The sequence below is a fragment of the Grimontia indica genome (assembly GCF_000333895.2).
Lineage (GTDB): Bacteria > Pseudomonadota > Gammaproteobacteria > Enterobacterales > Vibrionaceae > Enterovibrio > Enterovibrio indicus.
Map to the genome: position 1 here is coordinate 34,484 of NZ_ANFM02000034.1, position 17,948 is coordinate 52,431.

15 protein-coding genes and 1 pseudogene are annotated in these 17,948 nt (G+C 49.8%); 4 read left to right on the forward strand and 12 right to left on the reverse strand.

All coding sequences use genetic code 11. The features are described 5' to 3' along the window. Window positions 1-5 precede the first annotated feature (5 nt). The 3 genes from D515_RS18355 to D515_RS18365 all read left to right on the forward strand — a co-directional run bounded on the left by D515_RS18355 (window position 6) and on the right by D515_RS18365 (window position 2,646). Window positions 6-884, forward strand: coding sequence for a carbohydrate ABC transporter permease (locus D515_RS18355; RefSeq protein WP_002540630.1), 879 nt, complete (start codon window positions 6-8; stop codon window positions 882-884). Between the two features lie 3 nt (window positions 885-887). Beyond that, window positions 888-1,925: a nuclear transport factor 2 family protein gene (locus tag D515_RS18360; protein WP_002540631.1), complete on the forward strand. Its 1,038-nt coding sequence runs from the start codon at window positions 888-890 to the stop codon at window positions 1,923-1,925. Window positions 1,926-2,094: 169 nt separating this feature from the next. Continuing rightward, the gene (locus tag D515_RS18365) at window positions 2,095-2,646 is read left to right on the forward strand and encodes a hypothetical protein (protein ID WP_039850297.1); all 552 of its coding nucleotides are present in this window, start codon (window positions 2,095-2,097) and stop codon (window positions 2,644-2,646) included. A 287-nt stretch (window positions 2,647-2,933) separates the two neighbouring features. On the opposite strand, the gene D515_RS18370 is transcribed toward D515_RS18365, so the two are convergent. Continuing rightward, entirely contained in the window at window positions 2,934-3,929 is a 996-nt protein-coding gene (locus D515_RS18370; RefSeq protein ID WP_002540633.1) for a hypothetical protein, read from the reverse strand. Between the two features lie 1,200 nt (window positions 3,930-5,129). On the opposite strand from D515_RS18370, the gene D515_RS18380 reads away from it, so the two are divergent. Beyond that, a complete protein-coding gene (locus tag D515_RS18380; RefSeq protein ID WP_002540634.1) occupies window positions 5,130-6,482 on the forward strand; it encodes a pentapeptide repeat-containing protein in 1,353 nt (450 codons plus the stop codon). A gap of 142 nt (window positions 6,483-6,624) precedes the next feature. On the opposite strand, the pseudogene tnpA reads toward D515_RS18380, so the two are convergent. From tnpA to torT, 11 genes and pseudogenes are all read right to left on the reverse strand, one after another. Then, a pseudogene (gene tnpA / locus D515_RS26230) lies at window positions 6,625-6,936 on the reverse strand (IS66 family insertion sequence element accessory protein TnpA); the annotation flags it as partial. A 217-nt stretch (window positions 6,937-7,153) separates the two neighbouring features. After that, window positions 7,154-8,422 carry a 4-aminobutyrate--2-oxoglutarate transaminase gene (gabT, locus tag D515_RS18385; RefSeq protein ID WP_002540635.1) on the reverse strand — a complete coding sequence of 423 codons (1,269 nt, stop codon included), beginning with the start codon at window positions 8,420-8,422 and terminating at the stop codon, window positions 7,154-7,156. Window positions 8,423-8,445: 23 nt separating this feature from the next. After that, complete coding sequence (locus D515_RS18390; protein WP_002540637.1) at window positions 8,446-9,888, reverse strand: NAD-dependent succinate-semialdehyde dehydrogenase; 1,443 nt, start codon at window positions 9,886-9,888, stop codon at window positions 8,446-8,448. Next, window positions 9,885-10,868: a 5-oxoprolinase subunit C family protein gene (locus D515_RS18395; protein WP_002540639.1), complete on the reverse strand. Its 984-nt coding sequence runs from the start codon at window positions 10,866-10,868 to the stop codon at window positions 9,885-9,887. Before D515_RS18395 ends, D515_RS18390 begins: the two co-directional genes overlap by 4 nt. Next, window positions 10,858-11,733: a 5-oxoprolinase subunit B family protein gene (locus tag D515_RS18400; RefSeq protein WP_002540640.1), complete on the reverse strand. Its 876-nt coding sequence runs from the start codon at window positions 11,731-11,733 to the stop codon at window positions 10,858-10,860. Before D515_RS18400 ends, D515_RS18395 begins: the two co-directional genes overlap by 11 nt. A 9-nt stretch (window positions 11,734-11,742) precedes the next feature. Continuing rightward, entirely contained in the window at window positions 11,743-13,155 is a 1,413-nt protein-coding gene (locus D515_RS18405; protein ID WP_002540641.1) for an acetyl-CoA carboxylase biotin carboxylase subunit, read from the reverse strand. A gap of 28 nt (window positions 13,156-13,183) precedes the next feature. Next, the gene (locus D515_RS18410) at window positions 13,184-13,423 is read right to left on the reverse strand and encodes an acetyl-CoA carboxylase (protein ID WP_002540643.1); all 240 of its coding nucleotides are present in this window, start codon (window positions 13,421-13,423) and stop codon (window positions 13,184-13,186) included. A gap of 19 nt (window positions 13,424-13,442) precedes the next feature. Then, window positions 13,443-14,198, reverse strand: a complete 756-nt coding sequence (gene pxpA / locus D515_RS18415) for a 5-oxoprolinase subunit PxpA (protein ID WP_002540645.1) — start codon at window positions 14,196-14,198, stop codon at window positions 13,443-13,445. Window positions 14,199-14,238: 40 nt separating this feature from the next. Further along, window positions 14,239-15,291 carry an ABC transporter permease gene (locus D515_RS18420; RefSeq protein ID WP_002540646.1) on the reverse strand — a complete coding sequence of 351 codons (1,053 nt, stop codon included), beginning with the start codon at window positions 15,289-15,291 and terminating at the stop codon, window positions 14,239-14,241. After that, a complete protein-coding gene (locus D515_RS18425; RefSeq protein ID WP_002540647.1) occupies window positions 15,281-16,798 on the reverse strand; it encodes a sugar ABC transporter ATP-binding protein in 1,518 nt (505 codons plus the stop codon). Before D515_RS18425 ends, D515_RS18420 begins: the two co-directional genes overlap by 11 nt. Continuing rightward, entirely contained in the window at window positions 16,798-17,886 is a 1,089-nt protein-coding gene (torT, locus tag D515_RS18430; protein WP_002540648.1) for a TMAO reductase system periplasmic protein TorT, read from the reverse strand. The genes D515_RS18425 and torT overlap by 1 nt, the downstream gene beginning before the upstream one ends. Between the last annotated feature and the right edge of the window lie 62 nt (window positions 17,887-17,948).

The following is a 17,948-nucleotide window of genomic DNA, read 5'->3' on the forward strand; positions in this document are numbered from 1 at the left end:
CCATCATGGAAGAAGTACGTAAGAAGCCTGTCTGGCTAAAAACGGTCTCGATTGCCTTTGTTATTGTTTGGCTACTCATTGCTGCAGGCCCGTTTCTTTGGACCGCTTGGGGCTCATTCAAAGTGCAGGCAGATTTCTTTTCCAAATCTGATTGGATGAACGCGATTTACGGTGTAAAGACCTTGCTGGAAACGGGCTCCGAGTTCACGGGGCAAGGTTACTACGGCGCATGGATTGAGCAGGATTTCTGGCTCGCCGCCATCAATACTTTTGTGGTGGTGTTCTCTGTGGTCATCATTTCCCTGACCATTGGCACCTTGGGTGGTTACGCGCTGGCTCGATCCGGTTTTCGTTACTCGCTATGGATTTTGATGATTGCCTTGGTGCTTCGCGCCATGCCTCACATCACTTTGGTTTCGGGTTACATGCTGCCATTCTTCGAATGGAATTTGTGGGGGCACCTTGGCACCACCATTATTGTGCTGGTGGCCATTAACCAACCCTTCACGCTGTGGATGCTTCACTCTTTTTTCCTCAACATTCCAAAAGACATGGATGAGAGTGCAATGGTGGACGGCTGCACTCGATTCCAAGCCTTCAAGCACGTGATTATCCCGGTGATGTGGCCGGGTGTGATCACCACAGGTTTGTTCAGCTTCCTGCTGGCCTATAACGACTTTGCCGTTACGGGCATGCTGCTCAGTCAGGAAAACCAAACCATGGTGCCGAAGATCGCCAGCTTCCTTGGCACCACGCAGGTGGAAGGTAACGTGATGTTTGCGGTTGCTGCGGTGGTGTCGGCGATGATCCCGCTGTTTTTCCTGGTTCTCTTCTTCCAAAAACAAATTGTGTCCGGCCTGACCGCTGGCGCGGTAAAAGGGTAAGTTATGTCGGCAGTGCTACAACAAGCGAAAGAGAAAGCATGGTCGTTTTATCAGGCATTGGACGCTACTTCAGGTGATCAGTTGGAAGCCGTGTTTGCCGAATATTGCTCGCCGGATTACCACTTTCGGGGCTGCCATCCCTTTAACGAAATCGATAATGCCAGTGATGTCATCAAGACAGTCTGGCAGCCATTCAAAGCTTCCTTCCGTGCGCTTCAGCGTCGTCAGGATATTTTCATGGCAGGTGAAAATAGCCTCGATGAGGATGGCAGTATTTGGGTGCTATCGATGGGCCACCTGATGGGCTTGTTCGATCAACATTGGCTCGGCATACCGAGAACAGGCCGCATGGCATTCTTGCGCTACTGTGAGTTCACACAAGTCGTGGACGGCAAGATCGCTCAGTCTGCTTTCTTTGCGGATATTCCCGGTGTCATGGTGCAAGCGGGGGTAAATCCTTTTCCGCCGCAGAGTGGCGCGCAGCTGGTGCAGCCCGGTCCGATGACCCATGATGGCATCATGACAACCCTTCAACCTGCGCAAGAAGGGGCAAAAACTCTCAATGTCATCAACAAGATGATTTCTGATTTGGGCAATTGGGACAACAAACTGAGTTTGGAAGAAGAACTGGCGCTCACCTGGCACGACGACATGATTTGGTGGGGGCCGACCGGCATCGGCGCGAGTTACACGATCGAACGCTATGCCAAGCAACATTCGGGTATTTTCAGAGCCAGCTTTTCAGACCGCATATTCAACGGTCATGTCTGTAAGTTCGCCGAAGGGCATTTCGGCGGATTCTTCGGATGGCCGAATCTTAGCCTGAAACCTTCGGGCGGTTTTATGGGGATGGCGGCGAGTGACAATTACTTCGACATGCGCGTGATTGATATCTACCGCCGAGATGGCGATAAGCTCGCTGAAAACTGGGTGTTTATTGATTTACTGTATTTTTTCCATCAGCAAGGCATCGATATTCTGGCGAGAAACCAACAGCTGAGTGCGGAGAGTCAGAGTGATGTGACCAATAGGTGTTACTGACCACTGGCGCACTGGCAACGCTATGGGTGATGCACTGCCTTTGAAACAGAACAAAGGCCGCGCGGCCTTGTGCGGTGTTTTTTCAAACTGCTACACCTAACTGATCTAAATGTTAGATATGATAAAAATACATAAAAACGATAATGCCAAATGAAGAGAGATTAGGTTGATGAAATGGACTCTAATGGCTCTATATTTTTTCTGTGCAATGTCTTTTGCACAGAGCGACGATATAAACTCAGTGTTTGGTTTACCTGTTGGTGGTGCTCTTCCCAGTGAGTTGAACGCAAAACTTCGTAAAGATAACCAGTATCCAACTCAACTGCTTTATGTACCTTTACTTGCTGAGAACGATCAGTTTCCATTTGAAGATGTGAGAATTCAATTAATTGACTCATCGAAGAAAATTTATTCAATACAAGGCGAATATAATTTTAATGATGGCGATGAATGTCTCGCTGAAGTTCAGCGGTTAGTCCGGTACTTTGATTTGAGATACAAAGGCCAAAAAGTTATCTCAAACTCTACTATTGATGGTGTCGAACTCGTTCATTTTGATGGATATCTTTCAAAAAGTGGCCATAGAAAGTTAGAGGTATACTGTGCAAGTGAAAATCCAGAAGATAGAGCGAAAAAGTTATTTGTGTCTATCTGGGATAAAGAATTGGCCACAGAAGCTGAAGCGCTATGGGATGAAGTCCATAAAACATTAAAGAATTAATACCACCAGTTTTCCTCACTTCACCCAACCCACCAACCTGTGCCCATCATGGTCAACGCACCGCCTTCGGAACAGCACAAAGGCAGCGTGGGTGAGTAGGGTGGTGTAGCGTATAATTGGACAAAAACGAGTTAGGATTGGTGCTCGAAAGCGTCTGATTCGGATAACTTCAGGTAGGGAAAATCGAAGTAGACGGCGCTATTGTTTGAGAGCATTGGCTGCTGATGCAGCCAAAATAAGGATATTGCCAGTTGACCGGAGAAGGGGTTATATGTGTTAGCATTTTTCTACACTGAGCTGCCCGTCATTTTTTCAATTGCCTTCTTTTCCTGTTCGTTTAATTGAGATATTGCATTATCAAATGATTCCAGTGATTCTGTCTGCTTAACAAGAAGTTCATCTCTATTGGCAACAAGATTGACATCCTTACCTGATTGATCTTTCAATTTTGTGGGGTCTGCTCCAGCGGCTTTAACGGCCTCTATACTTTGATTCATTTGCATAATAGAGCCATTGAATTTGTTTGCTACTTCTGCCTTTTTCGCCATCAGATCATCTCGAAGACAGCCGAACATACCAGCCATAGCTGCTGATGACTGCTTTATTTGAGCAGATCTTGTGGACGAGATACCAGACTGAAGGTTTTCTGACCGGTTTTTCACTTCTTCTCCACAGCCTATAAACCCATCAGTTGCTGTAAATTGAGGTAAATGCATCTTCCACTCTTGCTGCTGTATAAAGAACTCAGGAACGTCTAGCTTTACAGAGGTTATTTCCCACTTGAAATGTGGAATGCCTATAACAATTTCTTTTCTCTCAGTTTTGAATTGAGGGAGATATGTAATGATATCCGACCACTTCACAGTACATTTTGGGATCAAGTGCTTTGTACAATAAATCTCAGGGTATTGCCCTGTTTTTGTTGGTGCCATATATGTGGACACGAAATCAAAAGACATTCTTTCATTTTTCATTGTTACTTGCGGTACATGGAATTTCCATTCCTGCGTTTTCATTGTTACTGACGGCGTGCCAAAACGCATTGTGGTAATATCCCATGTTATATCGCCTTTAATCCAAGCACCACAATCATCAGACTTGTCTTTTACTTCTTCGGATTCATCATTGTAATTGTCATATTGCTGTTTGAACCCTTCATTAATATTATTTAATTGCTCCTGATGAACTTGGCATTGAGGAGCATGAGAGAATTCTGGAACATTCTCTGCATGGGCTGCTGAAACGGCCATGATCAATATAGTTTTTGTGATTGTTGTCTTCATTTTGACATCCTCCATTTGGGTGATGATTACAACACCTTATATCTAATCTTAATGCTAATGTCGCAATAATGGGCGCTTACCAAACCACCAAAAACCACTTAACTGCATGTATTGTAAGAACTTTGAAAAGCTTACCGCAGTAACAAAGCGCCCCGTGTATAGTCTTGTTATCCGCAACCAAAAGACGATCGCGGCTTGCCGATAACACCTTTATGAACAAGACTTTTTGAATTAAAATCCGAACACTGAGAAATAAACACTTTAATCAAGTCACCAGACTGAAATTTAAAGCCATACAGATTTAATCCACCTGCTATGGAAAACTGGCTTAGCTTGCTAAACCTCAGAATGAATACTCGTAAAAAGATAAAGCGATATAATAATTTATTAGGTCCCTAAATGGACATTTAAACACCCCCTTTTGTCCACAAATAACAAGCCACTGTCTATTGATGCTGACTTTCCCTTTGTTTTAAAACCATTTTTAGCAAAGCCAAAAATAAGCTGGTGAAAATGCCCAGAAGTTAGGGGGTATCATTAGCATGCGACACAATTTCACCTGTCGAGTGTATCAACAATGAACAAGTGAGGATTGGATGATAAAAAGGCATGATAAACGGGGGTCTATAACATACCGCTTTAAAAGTAATGCTGGCTCACTTTGGGGCATAAACGTGCCAGAACAGATCGACCTGGCACGAGGTGGGACAATTTTGAGTTTTGGGTTGCTATTGAAACACCCAGCTTCTGATAATTTTAGATTGAGGAAACGTAGCATCCAGATTTCTTGTGCTAGAGCACCTGCTAATGAAGCCAATGTAAAGATAATGAAAGTTTAGAAGTAGCATAAAATCCCATAAAATGTGCCTCCGCCACCTTCACTAAATGCGAAATGTTTTGTCATCGGGCATTCATAATCTTTCGCTATGTGCCTAGAAGCAATTAAGCACCAAATCGATACTAAAGGCCAAACAATGAATAGTTGCCTACGCCCATTCTCTTTATCAGTTAACACTGAAGCACCGTGAAGTCTACGTCACTAATATTTGTCGCGTGTTTCACCACTTGGACGAGGTGCGGATGGAGCCCCTCAAGGCGTTGACGGGAGCGGTTGCCCAACTTATAGGTCATAGATGCAGGCCATAAAAGACGATTCATGACCCGAAAATGCCTGCTTTGTTGTTGACGGTTTAAGTGAAGATGTTCACCGAGGGGGAAGGTTTGGTTGAGAAGTCGGTAGGTCCGGGGTTTAGACGTTATCAAAAAAAGAACCCGCGCCACATTTCTACTCCGCTGCGCCATTTAGCTTTGAGGCTTGAAAACCTTCATTTGACGAGAATTTTTTCTGCTTTGAGTTCTCTACTGCTGATATTCACTCTATTAAGCTTCTATTGGGATTATACGGGGAGAGAGGAGCAAAGAACTGTGAATGCCTGGCAACTTCTAGCGTCACAGGCACCAGGGAACAGTGGAAAAAAAGAAGCTCTAGAGTATCTCAACAGAAAAGGAGAATCATTAATCGGAATTGACCTATCTAGTCACCTAGATGCCAATCCCAATAGTTCAGGACCCTATTTTTATAATCTAAAACTAGAAGACGCAACATTAGAAAATTCAGCTCTCGAGAAAGCTGTAATACTAAGTTCTGAATTTATAAATACCAACGTCACTCATGCCGACTTGTCGTCTATTAGTGTCTCGCGATCTAATTTCGTGGAATTCAAGGCGTCTGGAGCGAACCTTTCAAACAGCTCCTTCACCTCTTCTGAGCTCGTATCGGCAAAATTCATGGGCGCAAATTTAAATGATTCACTATTTTTCAAAACAGATTTAAGAGATACGGATTTCGCTCACTCCGAAGTAAAACGCGCTAATTTTCACAAAGTGAATTTGTCGGGTTCCAATCTTTTCTTGGCTAAGTTTCACGATACTAAACTTAGAGATGTCTCGCTAGTGAATGCAAATCTCGAATTCACTGACCTCAAACGCGCAATGCTCGTAAATGTTGATTTTACTGAGGACGAATCTAGCCTTTATGATGAAAAAACTTGTTCCATTTTGCAGAAAGCATTTGATTGGCAGCATGCAGTAAGAGACGAGGCTATTGCTTGTGGGGAAAGGATCCCTCCAACAACTAGTAGCACACCAGACTTCAACAACAAAACATTAACTGATGAAGATTTCTCATATGGCTTGTTGGATAGGAAAGAGTTTATTGGTTCCAATTTAACGAACTCAAATTTTGACTTCGCGCGGCTGAAACGAGCTAAATTTAATGATGCTGACTTAGCAAACGTTAGTTTTATAGCCGCTAATTTGTCAGAAGCTTCGTTTACCGACTCAAACCTTGTCAATGCTGAATTTTATGAAGCCGATTTATCGGGTGCTTACTTTCTAAGAGTTGACTTTACAGAAGATCCAGCGACCCTTTACGATGAAAAAACGTGTGAAAAGTTACGTGATTCATTTAACTGGCATCTCGCTATAAGAGATGAAGAACTCGCGTGTGGTAAAAGCATTCCCAGTTTTCCGGTTTTACCGCTAGATGACTGATTTGCTAACCCCTAACAATATTCATCACATGCCGCCGGGATATCCCGTACACCCTCCCGAGGATAGCGGCCCGGTTTCTTCCCCTGTGGGATCGTGGAGCGCTCACAATACAAGTAAACGTTCAGTGCACTTAACATTCTCCTCATGACAGTGCTCCGAATAAGTCGGCTAACTTGGTCGCAGGTGTTCCCTGGGGAATGCATAGTTCAACTTCATAATGAATAGCGTCATGTTGGCAACGGGCATTTGACCAGATGTTAGCGTGTCGATTTTTCGATGATTTCGCCTTTGACAAAGCCACCTGAGCTTACTGTTTCTGAACGCGTTAATTGTTGGCGTTTGGTATAGAAAGTGGAAAGGCTCAGACCGTGATGTTCACAAAAAACATGTTGTGATAGCTGGCTAGATTCTTAGCTTTCGAACAGGATTTCCATTTTTGGTCGGTGCGTGGCTTGACCTTATGGTGGACTCAGCATGATGAAAATTTGAGGTTTATGGGGCGCTTATCCACAAATCTCTAAGTTTGCATGAGAAAATGTATCGAAAAATCTTGAAGTAGGACTGTATGGATTTACCGTTCTCTAACGGGAAAAGGGGCAAAAACATGTTAGCTATCGATGGCATTCAGCATTCCTAAAAGCCACCCCGCAGGGTGGCTTCTCTGTTTTCCGTTAGCGCAAAGAGAGCAACGCCTTCCTCATAATGTCTATCGCTTCTTCGACGATATGGTTTTCGACAGTGAGTGGTGGTAGCAATCTGATTGCGTTGCCGAACTGACCACAGGGCAGCAAGATAAGCCCTTTGCTCCGGCAGGCTTTGATAAAAGGCTGCACATGGCGGGGTTCGGGTTGTCCATCGAAGACGAAATCAAACGCAATCATGGCACCTTTGTGGCGGATATGATCGATAGGCAGCTCAGGATTCAGTTCTTTTATCTCGGAAAAAGCCTGATGCAGGCGGCTTCCCACAGCCTCGGCTCGGTCATTAAGGCATTTGGATTCCAATTCATCCAAAACAGCTAGTGCGGCTGCGCATCCCACTGGGCTACCACCATAGGTACCACCAAGGCCGCCCGGCGTTGGGCTGTCCATGATGTCGCGTTTGCCGATAATGCCAGAAAGTGGATAGCCACCTGCCAGCGCTTTTGCCACTGTGATCAAATCGGGCTGCACATCAAAATGTTCGCTAGCGAGGGTTTTCCCTGTGCGACCAAAGCCTGTCTGCACTTCGTCGAAAATCAGCACAATGCCGTGTTCATCGCAAAGGGCGCGAAGGTGTTCCATCAGCGCATTTGGCGCGGCATAAAACCCGCCTTCCCCTTGAACAGGTTCCAGCACAATGGCGGCAACGGAAGAGGGAGCAATGTCCGTCTTGAACAGTTTCTCCAGTTGTTGCAGCGAATAGGCGGTATCAATGCCCTGATAAGGAACCGGGAAGGGAATGTGGTAGATGTCATTCGGGAACGGACCGAAGCCTTCTTTGTATGGGGCAATTTTTCCGGTCATGCCCATGGTTAAAAGCGTCCGGCCATGAAACCCACCATGAAAGGCGATAACACCGCTTCGTTTGGTGTAATGACGTGCGATTTTTACCGCATTTTCCAATGCCTCAGCACCTGTGGTCATTAAGATGGTTTTAGCATCATCAATCGGGGCGATGGCATTTAAACGTTCGGCTAACTCAATGTAATTCTCATAGCCCGCGACCTGAAAAGCCGTGTGGCTGAATTTCTCGATTTGTTCAGTGACTGCCTGCGTGACAGCGCGGTTATTATGACCGGTATTAACGACTGCAATTCCCGCCGCGAAGTCGATATAACGGTTGTCTTCCACATCCCAAAATTCTGCATTTTTGGCACGTTTTACAAACAGAGGGGTAGCCGAAGCCACGCCTCTGGGAACCGCCGCATTGCGGCGATCCATCAGTGACTGGTTGTTCATTGTTGGTTCCTGATACTGGTGAGTTACAAGAGTCCGCCAAAGCAGACGTATTTGGTTTCGAGGTACTCTTCGATGCCTTGTCGCGATCCTTCCCGGCCTAAGCCGGAGGCTTTCACACCGCCAAAGGGGGCGACTTCATTAGAAATCACGCCTTCATTCACGCCGACCATGCCGTATTCCAACGCTTCGCTGACACGCAAACAGCGCTGGGTGTCCCGCGAATAGAAATAGGCAGCGAGGCCATATTCCGTGTCGTTGGCCATCGCAATGGCTTGCGCTTCATCTTCAAAGCGGAAAAGGGGAGCGACGGGGCCAAAGGTCTCTTCAGAAGCAATCCGCATGGCAGGGGTAACATCGGCCAATACGGTAGGTTGATAGAAGAGGCCACCCAGCGAATGGCTGGCTCCGCCGGTTAGCCGCCGTGCTCCCAAAACCAGTGCATCGCGTATGTGTGATTCGACTTTATCGAGTGCTGAGCGGTTGATGAGTGGGCCAATCTGGTTTCTGGGCTCAAGCCCTGCGCCGACTTTGAGGTTGCTGACGGCATTGGCAAACTTTTCTGCAAAGGCGTCATAGATGCCGGACTGCACCAAGATGCGGTTTGCGCACACGCAGGTTTGCCCCGCATTTCGGAACTTGGAGGCCAGAGCCCCTTCGACAGCAGCATCGATATCTGCATCATCAAAGACGATAAAGGGTGCGTTGCCGCCGAGCTCCATCGACACCCGTTTAACGGTATCGGCACATTGCTTGATCAGCGTTTTGCCAACCGCTGTTGAGCCTGTGAAAGAGAGCTTACGTACATCTGGGCTGTCGCAGAGCACTTTGCCCACCTCGGCACCGTGGGAGGCGGTCACCACATTAATGACACCATCCGGTATACCGGCTTCCTGCGCCAATGACGCCAGCGCCAACGCGGAAAGGGGTGTCGCTTCTGCCGGTTTGACGACGATGGTGCATCCTGCTGCAAGGGCGGGGGCGACTTTGCGGGTGATCATCGCGATGGGGAAATTCCATGGCGTGATAGCCGCGCAGACACCGACAGGTTGCTTGATGGTTTGCAAACGTCTGTCTATCGCGGTTGTCGGAATAACATCACCATAAGTGCGTTTCCCCTCTTCCGCGAACCATTGGATGAATGAAGCGCCGTAGCCAACTTCACCGATGGACTCAGCCAAAGGCTTGCCCGATTCCTGTGTAATGAGCGCTGCCAAATCCGATTGGTTTTCCATAATGAGGTTAAACCAATTCATCAGCTTTTCTGACCGCTGCTTAGCCGTGGTTGTTCGCCAGCTGCTGAATGCCTTTTGGGCTGCATCAATCGCGGCTTGGGTGTCGCTTTCACCCATCTCAGGGACATGGGCGATGATGTTGGTGTAGGCAGGATCGAAAATGGGGTAGGTTTTCCCGCTTTCACTGTCGACCCAATCGCCACCAATGAATGCCTTATCTCGAATCAACGTCATCGTGCGGCCCCGCTTTTCTCGATATGCTGTTTGGCATATTTCAACAGCGCGTCATATTCCTTGCGGGCTTTCAGCGCATCTTCCAGCGAGACTTGCACAAACTGGGTCTGTGAATTGGGCTGCATCTGACCGATAAGATCCATGTCTACCGACACCACGGTGCCAATCATGAAGTAGCCTCCGCCTGAAACGGCGTCTCGGTGCAACACAATGGGTTCTTTCCCTGCTGGCACCTGAATTGAGCCATAGGGATAACAGCCGTCGACAATGTTGGAAGGGTCGGATCCGGCGCCAAACGGCTGCTCGCGCTCGACAAACTCTAATGGCGTGCCGTTTTTGAACCGGTAGCCAATGCGGTCTGCTTCTGGCGCTACCTGCCAGGTATCGTTGAAAAACTGCTCGCCAGCCGCTTTGGTGATCCGGTGCCAGTAAAGGCCGGGAACCACCCGCAACTGATTCAACCTTGGCCTGCGTAGAAAGTCGGGTAAATAGCGTTCTTCAAACGGCGCTTCATCGCTGCCGACAGGCAGTTCGTCCCCGGCTTGTAGCAATCTGCCTTCAAATCCGCCCAGCGCCCCGAGCGTATAGGTCGAACGGCTTCCCAGCACCTCAGGCACATCAATGCCTCCAGCAATGGCGATATAAATTCGCGCGCCGCCTGTCAGATGTGAGAAGGATAGGGTCTGACCTGCTTTCACCGCAAAGCTTGCCCAATTGACCTGCTCTTCCCCATCAAGGATGGGGGTCATATCTGCTCCTGTAACGGCCACGGTGGCGTCCTGATTGAACGTCAGTTTGGGCCCCATAAACACCGCTTCCAACACTGCCGCGTTTTCGTCGTTACCAACCAGCCAGTTGGCGCAACGACAGGCGAATCTGTCCATCGCACCTGAGACCGGAATGCCAAGATGAAAATACCCTTTGCGGCCCAAATCCTGCACAGAGGTGGCGAGCCCGGGGTGGATAACATTAATGCTCATACAGCGCCTCCTGCATTGCTGCGTTATAGCCCGCCATGTCTTTTTCAAACTCAGACAGTGAGAACCGAACCGATTTTGTGCGAGGTTGGTAGGTACCGTCTTCGACCTGTTTGACGATCTCGTGATACTCATTTTCTGAGATAGGTTTGAACTTCACGATGTCGCCCGGTTGGAAGAACACCAGAAAATCCTTCAGGTGTGCCGCGTTTTGCGCCGGGTCGTAAATAGGGACAGGGGTGACACCGAACATTTGGTAGCCACCGGCGCCCCGCACGGAGTAAATACAGGAGAAACAGCCACCATAGCCCACCGTCAGCTTGGGGGTGTCGGTTCTGGGTCTGACGTATTTCGGTACCTGTATTTGCTTGTCGCGTTCAACCATTTGGAACATGAACGGCAGACCGGAAACGAACCCCACCATGGTGACAAACCAGGGGGAACCGGAATGTGCTTCAATAAAGGCTTCAATGGAGTCATAGCCGTTGATTCTGGCGGCGTAAGAGAGATCGGTGCCTTCCGGATCCTGATGGCGATCGCGAAACCGCATCAGGGTTTCATGGGTCCAGGGGTCTTGGTAGAAAACCGGCACCTCAACGATGCGGGTATCGATTTCTGCTTTTCCTGCCGCTTGCGCTTTTTCGATGTCCTGAATCGCGGCGAGCATGGTTTCAGGCGCGCAAACGTCGGGATTGTACTTCACCTGAAATGAGGCGTTTGCCGGGCAGATTTCCTCAACGCCGGGCAGGTTCGCTTCACGGATGGCCTGGGTGATCGACAAGCTTTTGAAAAAGGCAGCGAGCGACATTTCTTCGCTGACTTCGACGAAAATATGCTCGTCGCCGCCGTATGAATAGCGTGTTTTCATTGTCCTTCCTTAGCTTGCTTGTGGCAGCGAGCAATCCTTTTTGTTGTCAGACTGACCTTGTTCAGGCTTTGGGGCGTCGAGTGTCTCCAGCCATTGTTCAAGCCACGCCGTGTGAAAATTGCCGTTAATCACATCAGGCGCTTCACACAGCTTTTGAAACAGCGGTTGTGTGGTTTTCACCCCTTCAATCGACAGTTCGTCCAGTGCCCTTGCCATGCGGTGAATCGCGCTTTCCCTGTCCTCATCCCAGACAATCAGCTTGCCGAGTAAGGAATCGTAATAAGGGGGAATGGCGAAGCCGGAGTAGATGAGTCCGTCAAAACGCACACCGCTGCCCATTGGTGGGGTGAAAGATTTGATGACGCCGGGGAAAGGGAGGAAGCCGTTGAAGGGGTCTTCCGCATTCAGGCGAATTTCAATGGCATGGCCTCTACGCTGAATGTCTTCTTGCTTGAGAGAAAGGTGCTGACCTGACGCGATCTGAATCATCTCCCGAATCAGGTCAACACCTGTGATGGCTTCGGTGATCGGGTGCTCGACCTGAATGCGGGTATTCATCTCGATGAAATAGAAAGACTCAGATTCATCATCGTAGAGAAACTCAATGGTGCCCGCGCCCTTGTAGTTGACGCTTTTTGCCAGAGAGACCGCAGACTGACACATGGCTTCGCGCACCAAATCCGGCAAGACGGCGCAGGGCGCTTCTTCCCATACTTTCTGGCGGCGTCGTTGCAGCGAGCACTCTCGCTCGAACAGGTGCACCGCATTCAGGCCATCCGCAAGAATTTGTACTTCCACATGGCGGGATTGGCGAATGAATTTTTCGAGATAAAGCGTGCCGTCACCAAACGCCGACTGTGCTTCAGCAGATGCCTGATGGTACTGGGTCAGGAACTCGCTTTCGTCTTCAATCACACGAATACCACGCCCACCACCGCCTGCTGACGCTTTGATCATCACTGGAAAACCGATGAGTTTGGCCTGCTCCAGTGCCGCTTCCGGATTATCAGAGGGGGCACTTCCGGGTACCACGGGTACACCTGCTGCCATCGCAGTTTCACGGGCGCGGGCTTTATCAGCCATCTTGGTCATGGTTTGGCCGGACGGGCCAACAAAGATGATGCCTGCCTTACGCACGTCATCTGAGAAGCTGGCATTTTCAGAGAGAAAGCCATAGCCGGGGTGAATAGCATCCGCGCCAGACTGCTCTGCCGCCTGAATGACTTTGTCACCGCAAAGGTAAGATTGGTTCGCCATCGGGGCACCGATACAAATGGCTTCATCAGCCAGTTTTACCGCAAGGGACTCTTTGTCCGCCTCGCTGTATACCTGCACGGTATGGATCCCCATTTCCTTGGCCGCGCGGATAATGCGCACGGCTATCTCACCGCGATTGGCGATGAGCAATTTTTCGATTGTCATACTGACTCCTTGTGTGCATTCAGAGCGCTTACTTCAGACGGACAATAGGTTGTCCTGCGTTGACCGGGCTTTCGTTTTCAATCAAAAAGTCGTCAATCACACCGGAAGTCTCCGCTTTAATTTCATGGAAGGATTTCATCACTTCCACCAGTCCAATCACGTCACCCGGTTCGATAGCGTCTCCCGGATCTTTGTATCGGGGTTGTTCGGGGGAAGCCGAGCGGTAAAAGATGCCAGGTAACGGGCAGATAATTTCTTTGTCAGACATGTATCACTCCTTCGAACGTCTATTCTTTTTCGGCGGTGCAGACATCGCTTTGGCGGGAAAGGTGAGGCTGTAACACCTCATTGACCGCTTTGGCGATATCCACCGCATTCGGGGTATCTGAATGCACACAGATGGTTTGGGCGACAACCGGGATCTCCTGACCGTTGTTGGCCGTGACCTTGCCGTGTTCCACCGCCTTCAGAACGCGCTTGGCGGCATAGACAGGATCAGTGGCGTCGTGGGTTTGGGTGATCACCAGATGCCCATCTTGATCGTAGTCGAGGTCGGTAAAAAACTCGGGGATGAAGCCTGCACCGTGTGCGCTGTAAATGGTTTCATGGCAGGTGCCTGACAGCCCAAACACTGGCACCTGGTAGTGGTGTGCGATCCGGGCAATCGTTTCAGCGATGTCAGGATCAGAGGCTGCCATGCCGTAGAGCGCGCCATGCGGTTTGAGATGGTTCAGCGGCATATCGAGCATATCGAGGAAGCCTTTCAGCGCGCCGATCTGGTACACAATCATGTTGTGCAGCTCGTCTTGGCTGAGATGCATTTTACGGCGTCCAAAACCCTGCAAATCAGGTAGCGAGAAATGCGCCCCGACTTTCACGCCGTATTGCTTGGCAAGCTCTACGGTACGTTTCATGTGGTTGGGGTCTGAGGCGTGAAACCCGCAAGCGACATTGGCTTCAGTGATGTAAGGCATCAGCGCTTCGTCGTCACTGAGTTTGTAGATGCCAAAGCCTTCACCCATGTCGCTGTTGATGTTGATCATAGTGAGACCTTCCTTTTGAAATGTGTTGGTAAGGCGCATATCAGTGGGCTCCCAGCTTGGCGCGCAATCGAATACGAATTTGGTCGACGATGACGGCAAAAATCAGCAGCGCACCGATCACCACGGTTTGCAGGTAAGATTCCACGCGGGTTAGGTTCATGCCGTTTTGCACCAGACTGATAAACACCGCGCCCAAGACGACATGTTCCACTCGCCCGATCCCACCGCGAAGACTGACACCGGCGATGACGCAGGCTGCAATGGACTCGAGGGGCATTGCTGCGCCTATGTTGGCCTCGCCAGTGTCAAGACGGGCAGTGATCAACATCCCTGCCATGGCTGCGAAGGACGCGCAGAGCAGGTACGCCAGAATCAGCGTTTTGTGGGTGTTGATCCCTGAGAGACGGGCGGCATTAATGTTTCCACCAACTGCATAGAAATAGCGGCCCAGACGGGTACGGTTGACGATGACCATGGCAAAAATCGTCATCAGCAAGGCAACCAGAATCGGTGTGGGCAAGCCAAAAATGTTGCCAAAGCCAAAGGTGTTGCCGAACTCCATTGGCATGCCATACACCGGCGATCCGCCTGTCATATAAAGGGCGATACCAAAACCAATGGAGGAGATGCCCAGCGTCATCACAAAGGGTGAAACCTGAAAATGCGCGACGCCGATGCCATTGATAAATCCGACGACCAAGCCAACGGCAACACCTGCAGCCATCCCTACAAGAATGGCGAGATACACAGATTCTGGGAAAGCCGCATAGGTTGCTGCCATGGTGGTGGCCCCGACCACGGACGAGAGGGCGATAATGGTGCCGACAGAAAGATCAAACCCTGCGGTTAACAGCACAAACATCTGTCCGATGGAGACCATCACCAGATACGAGGACTGGCGTAGCAGGTTCAGCAGGTTGCGCGCAGTCAGGAAGTTTTCTGATGCCGATGCAAAGATAGCGACGGCGATCACCACCAGGATAGGCAGGACACCCACCTTCACAAATAACCGTGTCATCCGGTTGGCAAATTGCCCTTTGGACGCGCCCAGATCGGCGCCTTGGGAACTGGCCTTCACTGGCTCACTGTTCATTTTCATACTCCATTGATTCAAAAAAGTGGCTGAGCGCCTTGGTTTCCGTTATCTCTGCTCCCTGAAGGTGAGCGGCGATTTGTCCTTCACGCATCACGTAGAGACGGTGGGAGAGGTGCACGACCTCGGGCAGATCGGAAGAAATGATGACGACCGCTGCCCCTTGCTCGCACAAACCGGCAATAAAGCGATAGATTTCTGCGCGTGTCCCGACATCCACCCCCACGGTGGGTTCGTCGAACACATACAGCGAGACATCGCGGGTCAGGCATTTCGCCAACAACACTTTCTGTTGATTACCACCGCTGAACTGGCCGACATCGCGCTCGGTTTGCATTGGGTAGAGCTTGAGCCTTGTTGCAAGGTTGTGGGTTTGCTTGCGTTCGTGGGCAAGATTCAGCGCGCCGTGGCGATGGGAAAGGGGATGAGAACCCAGAGAGGGCAAACTGATGTTTTCCCGGCAACTGCGATTGAGCACCAAACCTTCGTCTTTGCGGTCACGGGAGTTATAGAAAAAGCCGCGGTCCAACATCTCGCGGATGCTAAGCCCTGTGACATTTTCACCGTTAAACACCACGCAACCGGCAGTGACCTTCTCTGCACCAAAACAGGCTCTGAGCGCTTCGGATTTGCCGCAGCCAACCAACCCGGCAAAGCCGACAATCTCCCCGGCTCTGACGTGGAAAGAAAGGTCTTCGACGAGTCGGTTGTCGGTGGTCAGGGATTGCACGTCCAACACGGTTTCAGTGGGTAAAAAGGGCACGTGCGGATAGACGTTGTCGATTTCCCTGCCCGTCATCATAGTGATGAGGTCTTGCTCTTCGACAGTATCAACCTCGCGGGTGCCGATGTATTTTCCATCCCGCAGCACGGTAATCCGGTCCGCAATCTGGCGGATCTCGCCCATGCGGTGAGAGATATAGATAATGCCGACGTCTTGTGCTTTTAGCTGATCAATCAGTGAAAATAACTGCTCGGTTTCCTGATGCGTCAGGGACGCTGTCGGCTCATCAAGGATCAGTACTGACAATTCGCCACGAAGCGCTTTAGCAATTTCCACCATTTGCTTTTCAGCACGGGAAAGCTCGCTGACGGGCAGGTGTGCATCAAGGTCAAACCCCATTTTTTCGAGCAGTGCCTGCGCTTCGGTGTGCAGGGTGGCGTTATCCAGAAAGTGTCCGGTCAATGGCTCTTCGCCCAGAAACAGGTTTTGGGCAATGGTTAGGGTGTCGACCAGAGAAAACTCTTGAAACACCGCACTGATGCCTTTTTGCCTCGCGTCGTAAACACTTTTGAAGCGCACGGTGTCTTCAAAAAAGCGCATCTCTCCTGCCGTTGGCTGGTTAGCGCCGGAGATAATGGAAATCAGCGTTGATTTCCCCGCGCCATTCTCGCCAAACAACACGTGAACTTCGCCGGGCTCAAGGGTGAAGTCCACCCCGTCGAGCGCTTTTACACCGGGATACTGTTTGTGTATCCCGTGTAGGCTGAGAATCGGTGCGTCCATCACTGCGGCTTCACTGTAAACGTCGGTTTAAAGTTCGCTGGTGCGAGGGAGCTGTTACGATCAAAGCTGTTTATGTTGCTGTCATCGATGACATAAAGCTGCGGTCCCACATGTTTGGTGTAGGGTTTGCCTTCGAGGATACGGATAGCTTGATCAATCGCGACACGACCTTGGATAACCGCTGAATCGGTTGGCGCTGCAACGATAAGGTTACGTTTTATCCCCTGATAAACGCCGGGGGTGAAGTAGTAGGAAAGGACGCCGATTTGGTCAGTGAGACCTCGGGCGCGGAGCAGGCTGGTGGCCGCTTCTGCCGTCACTGCCGTACCGACAATGTAATCCAGGTCCGGATGTGCTTCGAGGGTGTCTTCCACCAGTTTGAGCTGCACTTCCTTACCGGTATCGCCGTATTTGGTTTCTACTACGTCAATGTTTGAGCCTTCTACGGCAGATTGAAAACCCTTGTTTCCGGCTTCAACCCAACCTGCGCCAGGAGGTCCCGGAAACCAGCCAACTTTCACTTTCTCTTTATCATTCTGGTGGCGCTCCGCCAGATACTGGCCAATCTTTGCGCCCATCTCGCCAAATGAGACCAGAGACTTCGCTGAGATATCTGGCGATGACATGCCGTTGACGATGTCGATAACCGGCACACCGGATTGGGCGATATTCTTCACCAGATTATTGAGACCATCGTAAGAAATGGCGCCCACTATCACGGCGTCTGCACCGGAAGCCACACAGTCTTCAATCTGTGAAAGCTGAGTATTGAGGTTGGTGTAACCGCCTGCCTCCACCAACTGCATTTCGACACCGGTGCGTTTTGCTTCATCCACAACGCCGTAGTTCACTGCGGTCCAATAGGCATCTTTGAGGTGCGGGAAGGAGACGCAGATGTCCCACGCCTTGCTGGCCTTTTCAACGGGCTGATATTGCATCACGTCGCGGGCACTGCTCATGTCGAATGGTGTAGTCCAGACATCAACCGTATACGGGTACCAGTTTTCGCTGTTTGCAGTGCTGCTTTGAGCCAGCGCCATTGCACCGACCAAGGTTAACCATGGGACAGCAGAAGGTTTGCCGTTCATGTTTCTTCTCCCTGTTACTTCAACCAATGTTTGCAATGGTCATGGCGAGAAACGCCGGATTT

Bases quoted from the DNA above. Each gene is read 5' to 3' on its own strand.
- D515_RS18370 (WP_002540633.1), bottom strand. From the start codon at position 3,929: ATGAAGACAACAATCACAAAAACTATATTGATCATGGCCGTTTCAGCA.
- D515_RS18360 (WP_002540631.1), top strand. From the start codon at position 888: ATGTCGGCAGTGCTACAACAAGCGAAAGAGAAAGCATGGTCGTTTTAT.
- gabT (WP_002540635.1), bottom strand. From the start codon at position 8,422: ATGAACAACCAGTCACTGATGGATCGCCGCAATGCGGCGGTTCCCAGA.
- D515_RS18390 (WP_002540637.1), bottom strand. From the start codon at position 9,888: ATGACGTTGATTCGAGATAAGGCATTCATTGGTGGCGATTGGGTCGAC.
- D515_RS18405 (WP_002540641.1), bottom strand. From the start codon at position 13,155: ATGACAATCGAAAAATTGCTCATCGCCAATCGCGGTGAGATAGCCGTG.
- D515_RS18420 (WP_002540646.1), bottom strand. From the start codon at position 15,291: ATGAACAGTGAGCCAGTGAAGGCCAGTTCCCAAGGCGCCGATCTGGGC.
- D515_RS18365 (WP_039850297.1), top strand. From the start codon at position 2,095: ATGAAATGGACTCTAATGGCTCTATATTTTTTCTGTGCAATGTCTTTT.
- D515_RS18380 (WP_002540634.1), top strand. From the start codon at position 5,130: ATGTTCACCGAGGGGGAAGGTTTGGTTGAGAAGTCGGTAGGTCCGGGG.
- pxpA (WP_002540645.1), bottom strand. From the start codon at position 14,198: ATGATCAACATCAACAGCGACATGGGTGAAGGCTTTGGCATCTACAAA.
- D515_RS18410 (WP_002540643.1), bottom strand. From the start codon at position 13,423: ATGTCTGACAAAGAAATTATCTGCCCGTTACCTGGCATCTTTTACCGC.
- D515_RS18400 (WP_002540640.1), bottom strand. From the start codon at position 11,733: ATGAAAACACGCTATTCATACGGCGGCGACGAGCATATTTTCGTCGAA.
- D515_RS18355 (WP_002540630.1), top strand. From the start codon at position 6: ATGGAAGAAGTACGTAAGAAGCCTGTCTGGCTAAAAACGGTCTCGATT.
- torT (WP_002540648.1), bottom strand. From the start codon at position 17,886: ATGAACGGCAAACCTTCTGCTGTCCCATGGTTAACCTTGGTCGGTGCA.
- D515_RS18425 (WP_002540647.1), bottom strand. From the start codon at position 16,798: ATGGACGCACCGATTCTCAGCCTACACGGGATACACAAACAGTATCCC.
- D515_RS18395 (WP_002540639.1), bottom strand. From the start codon at position 10,868: ATGAGCATTAATGTTATCCACCCCGGGCTCGCCACCTCTGTGCAGGAT.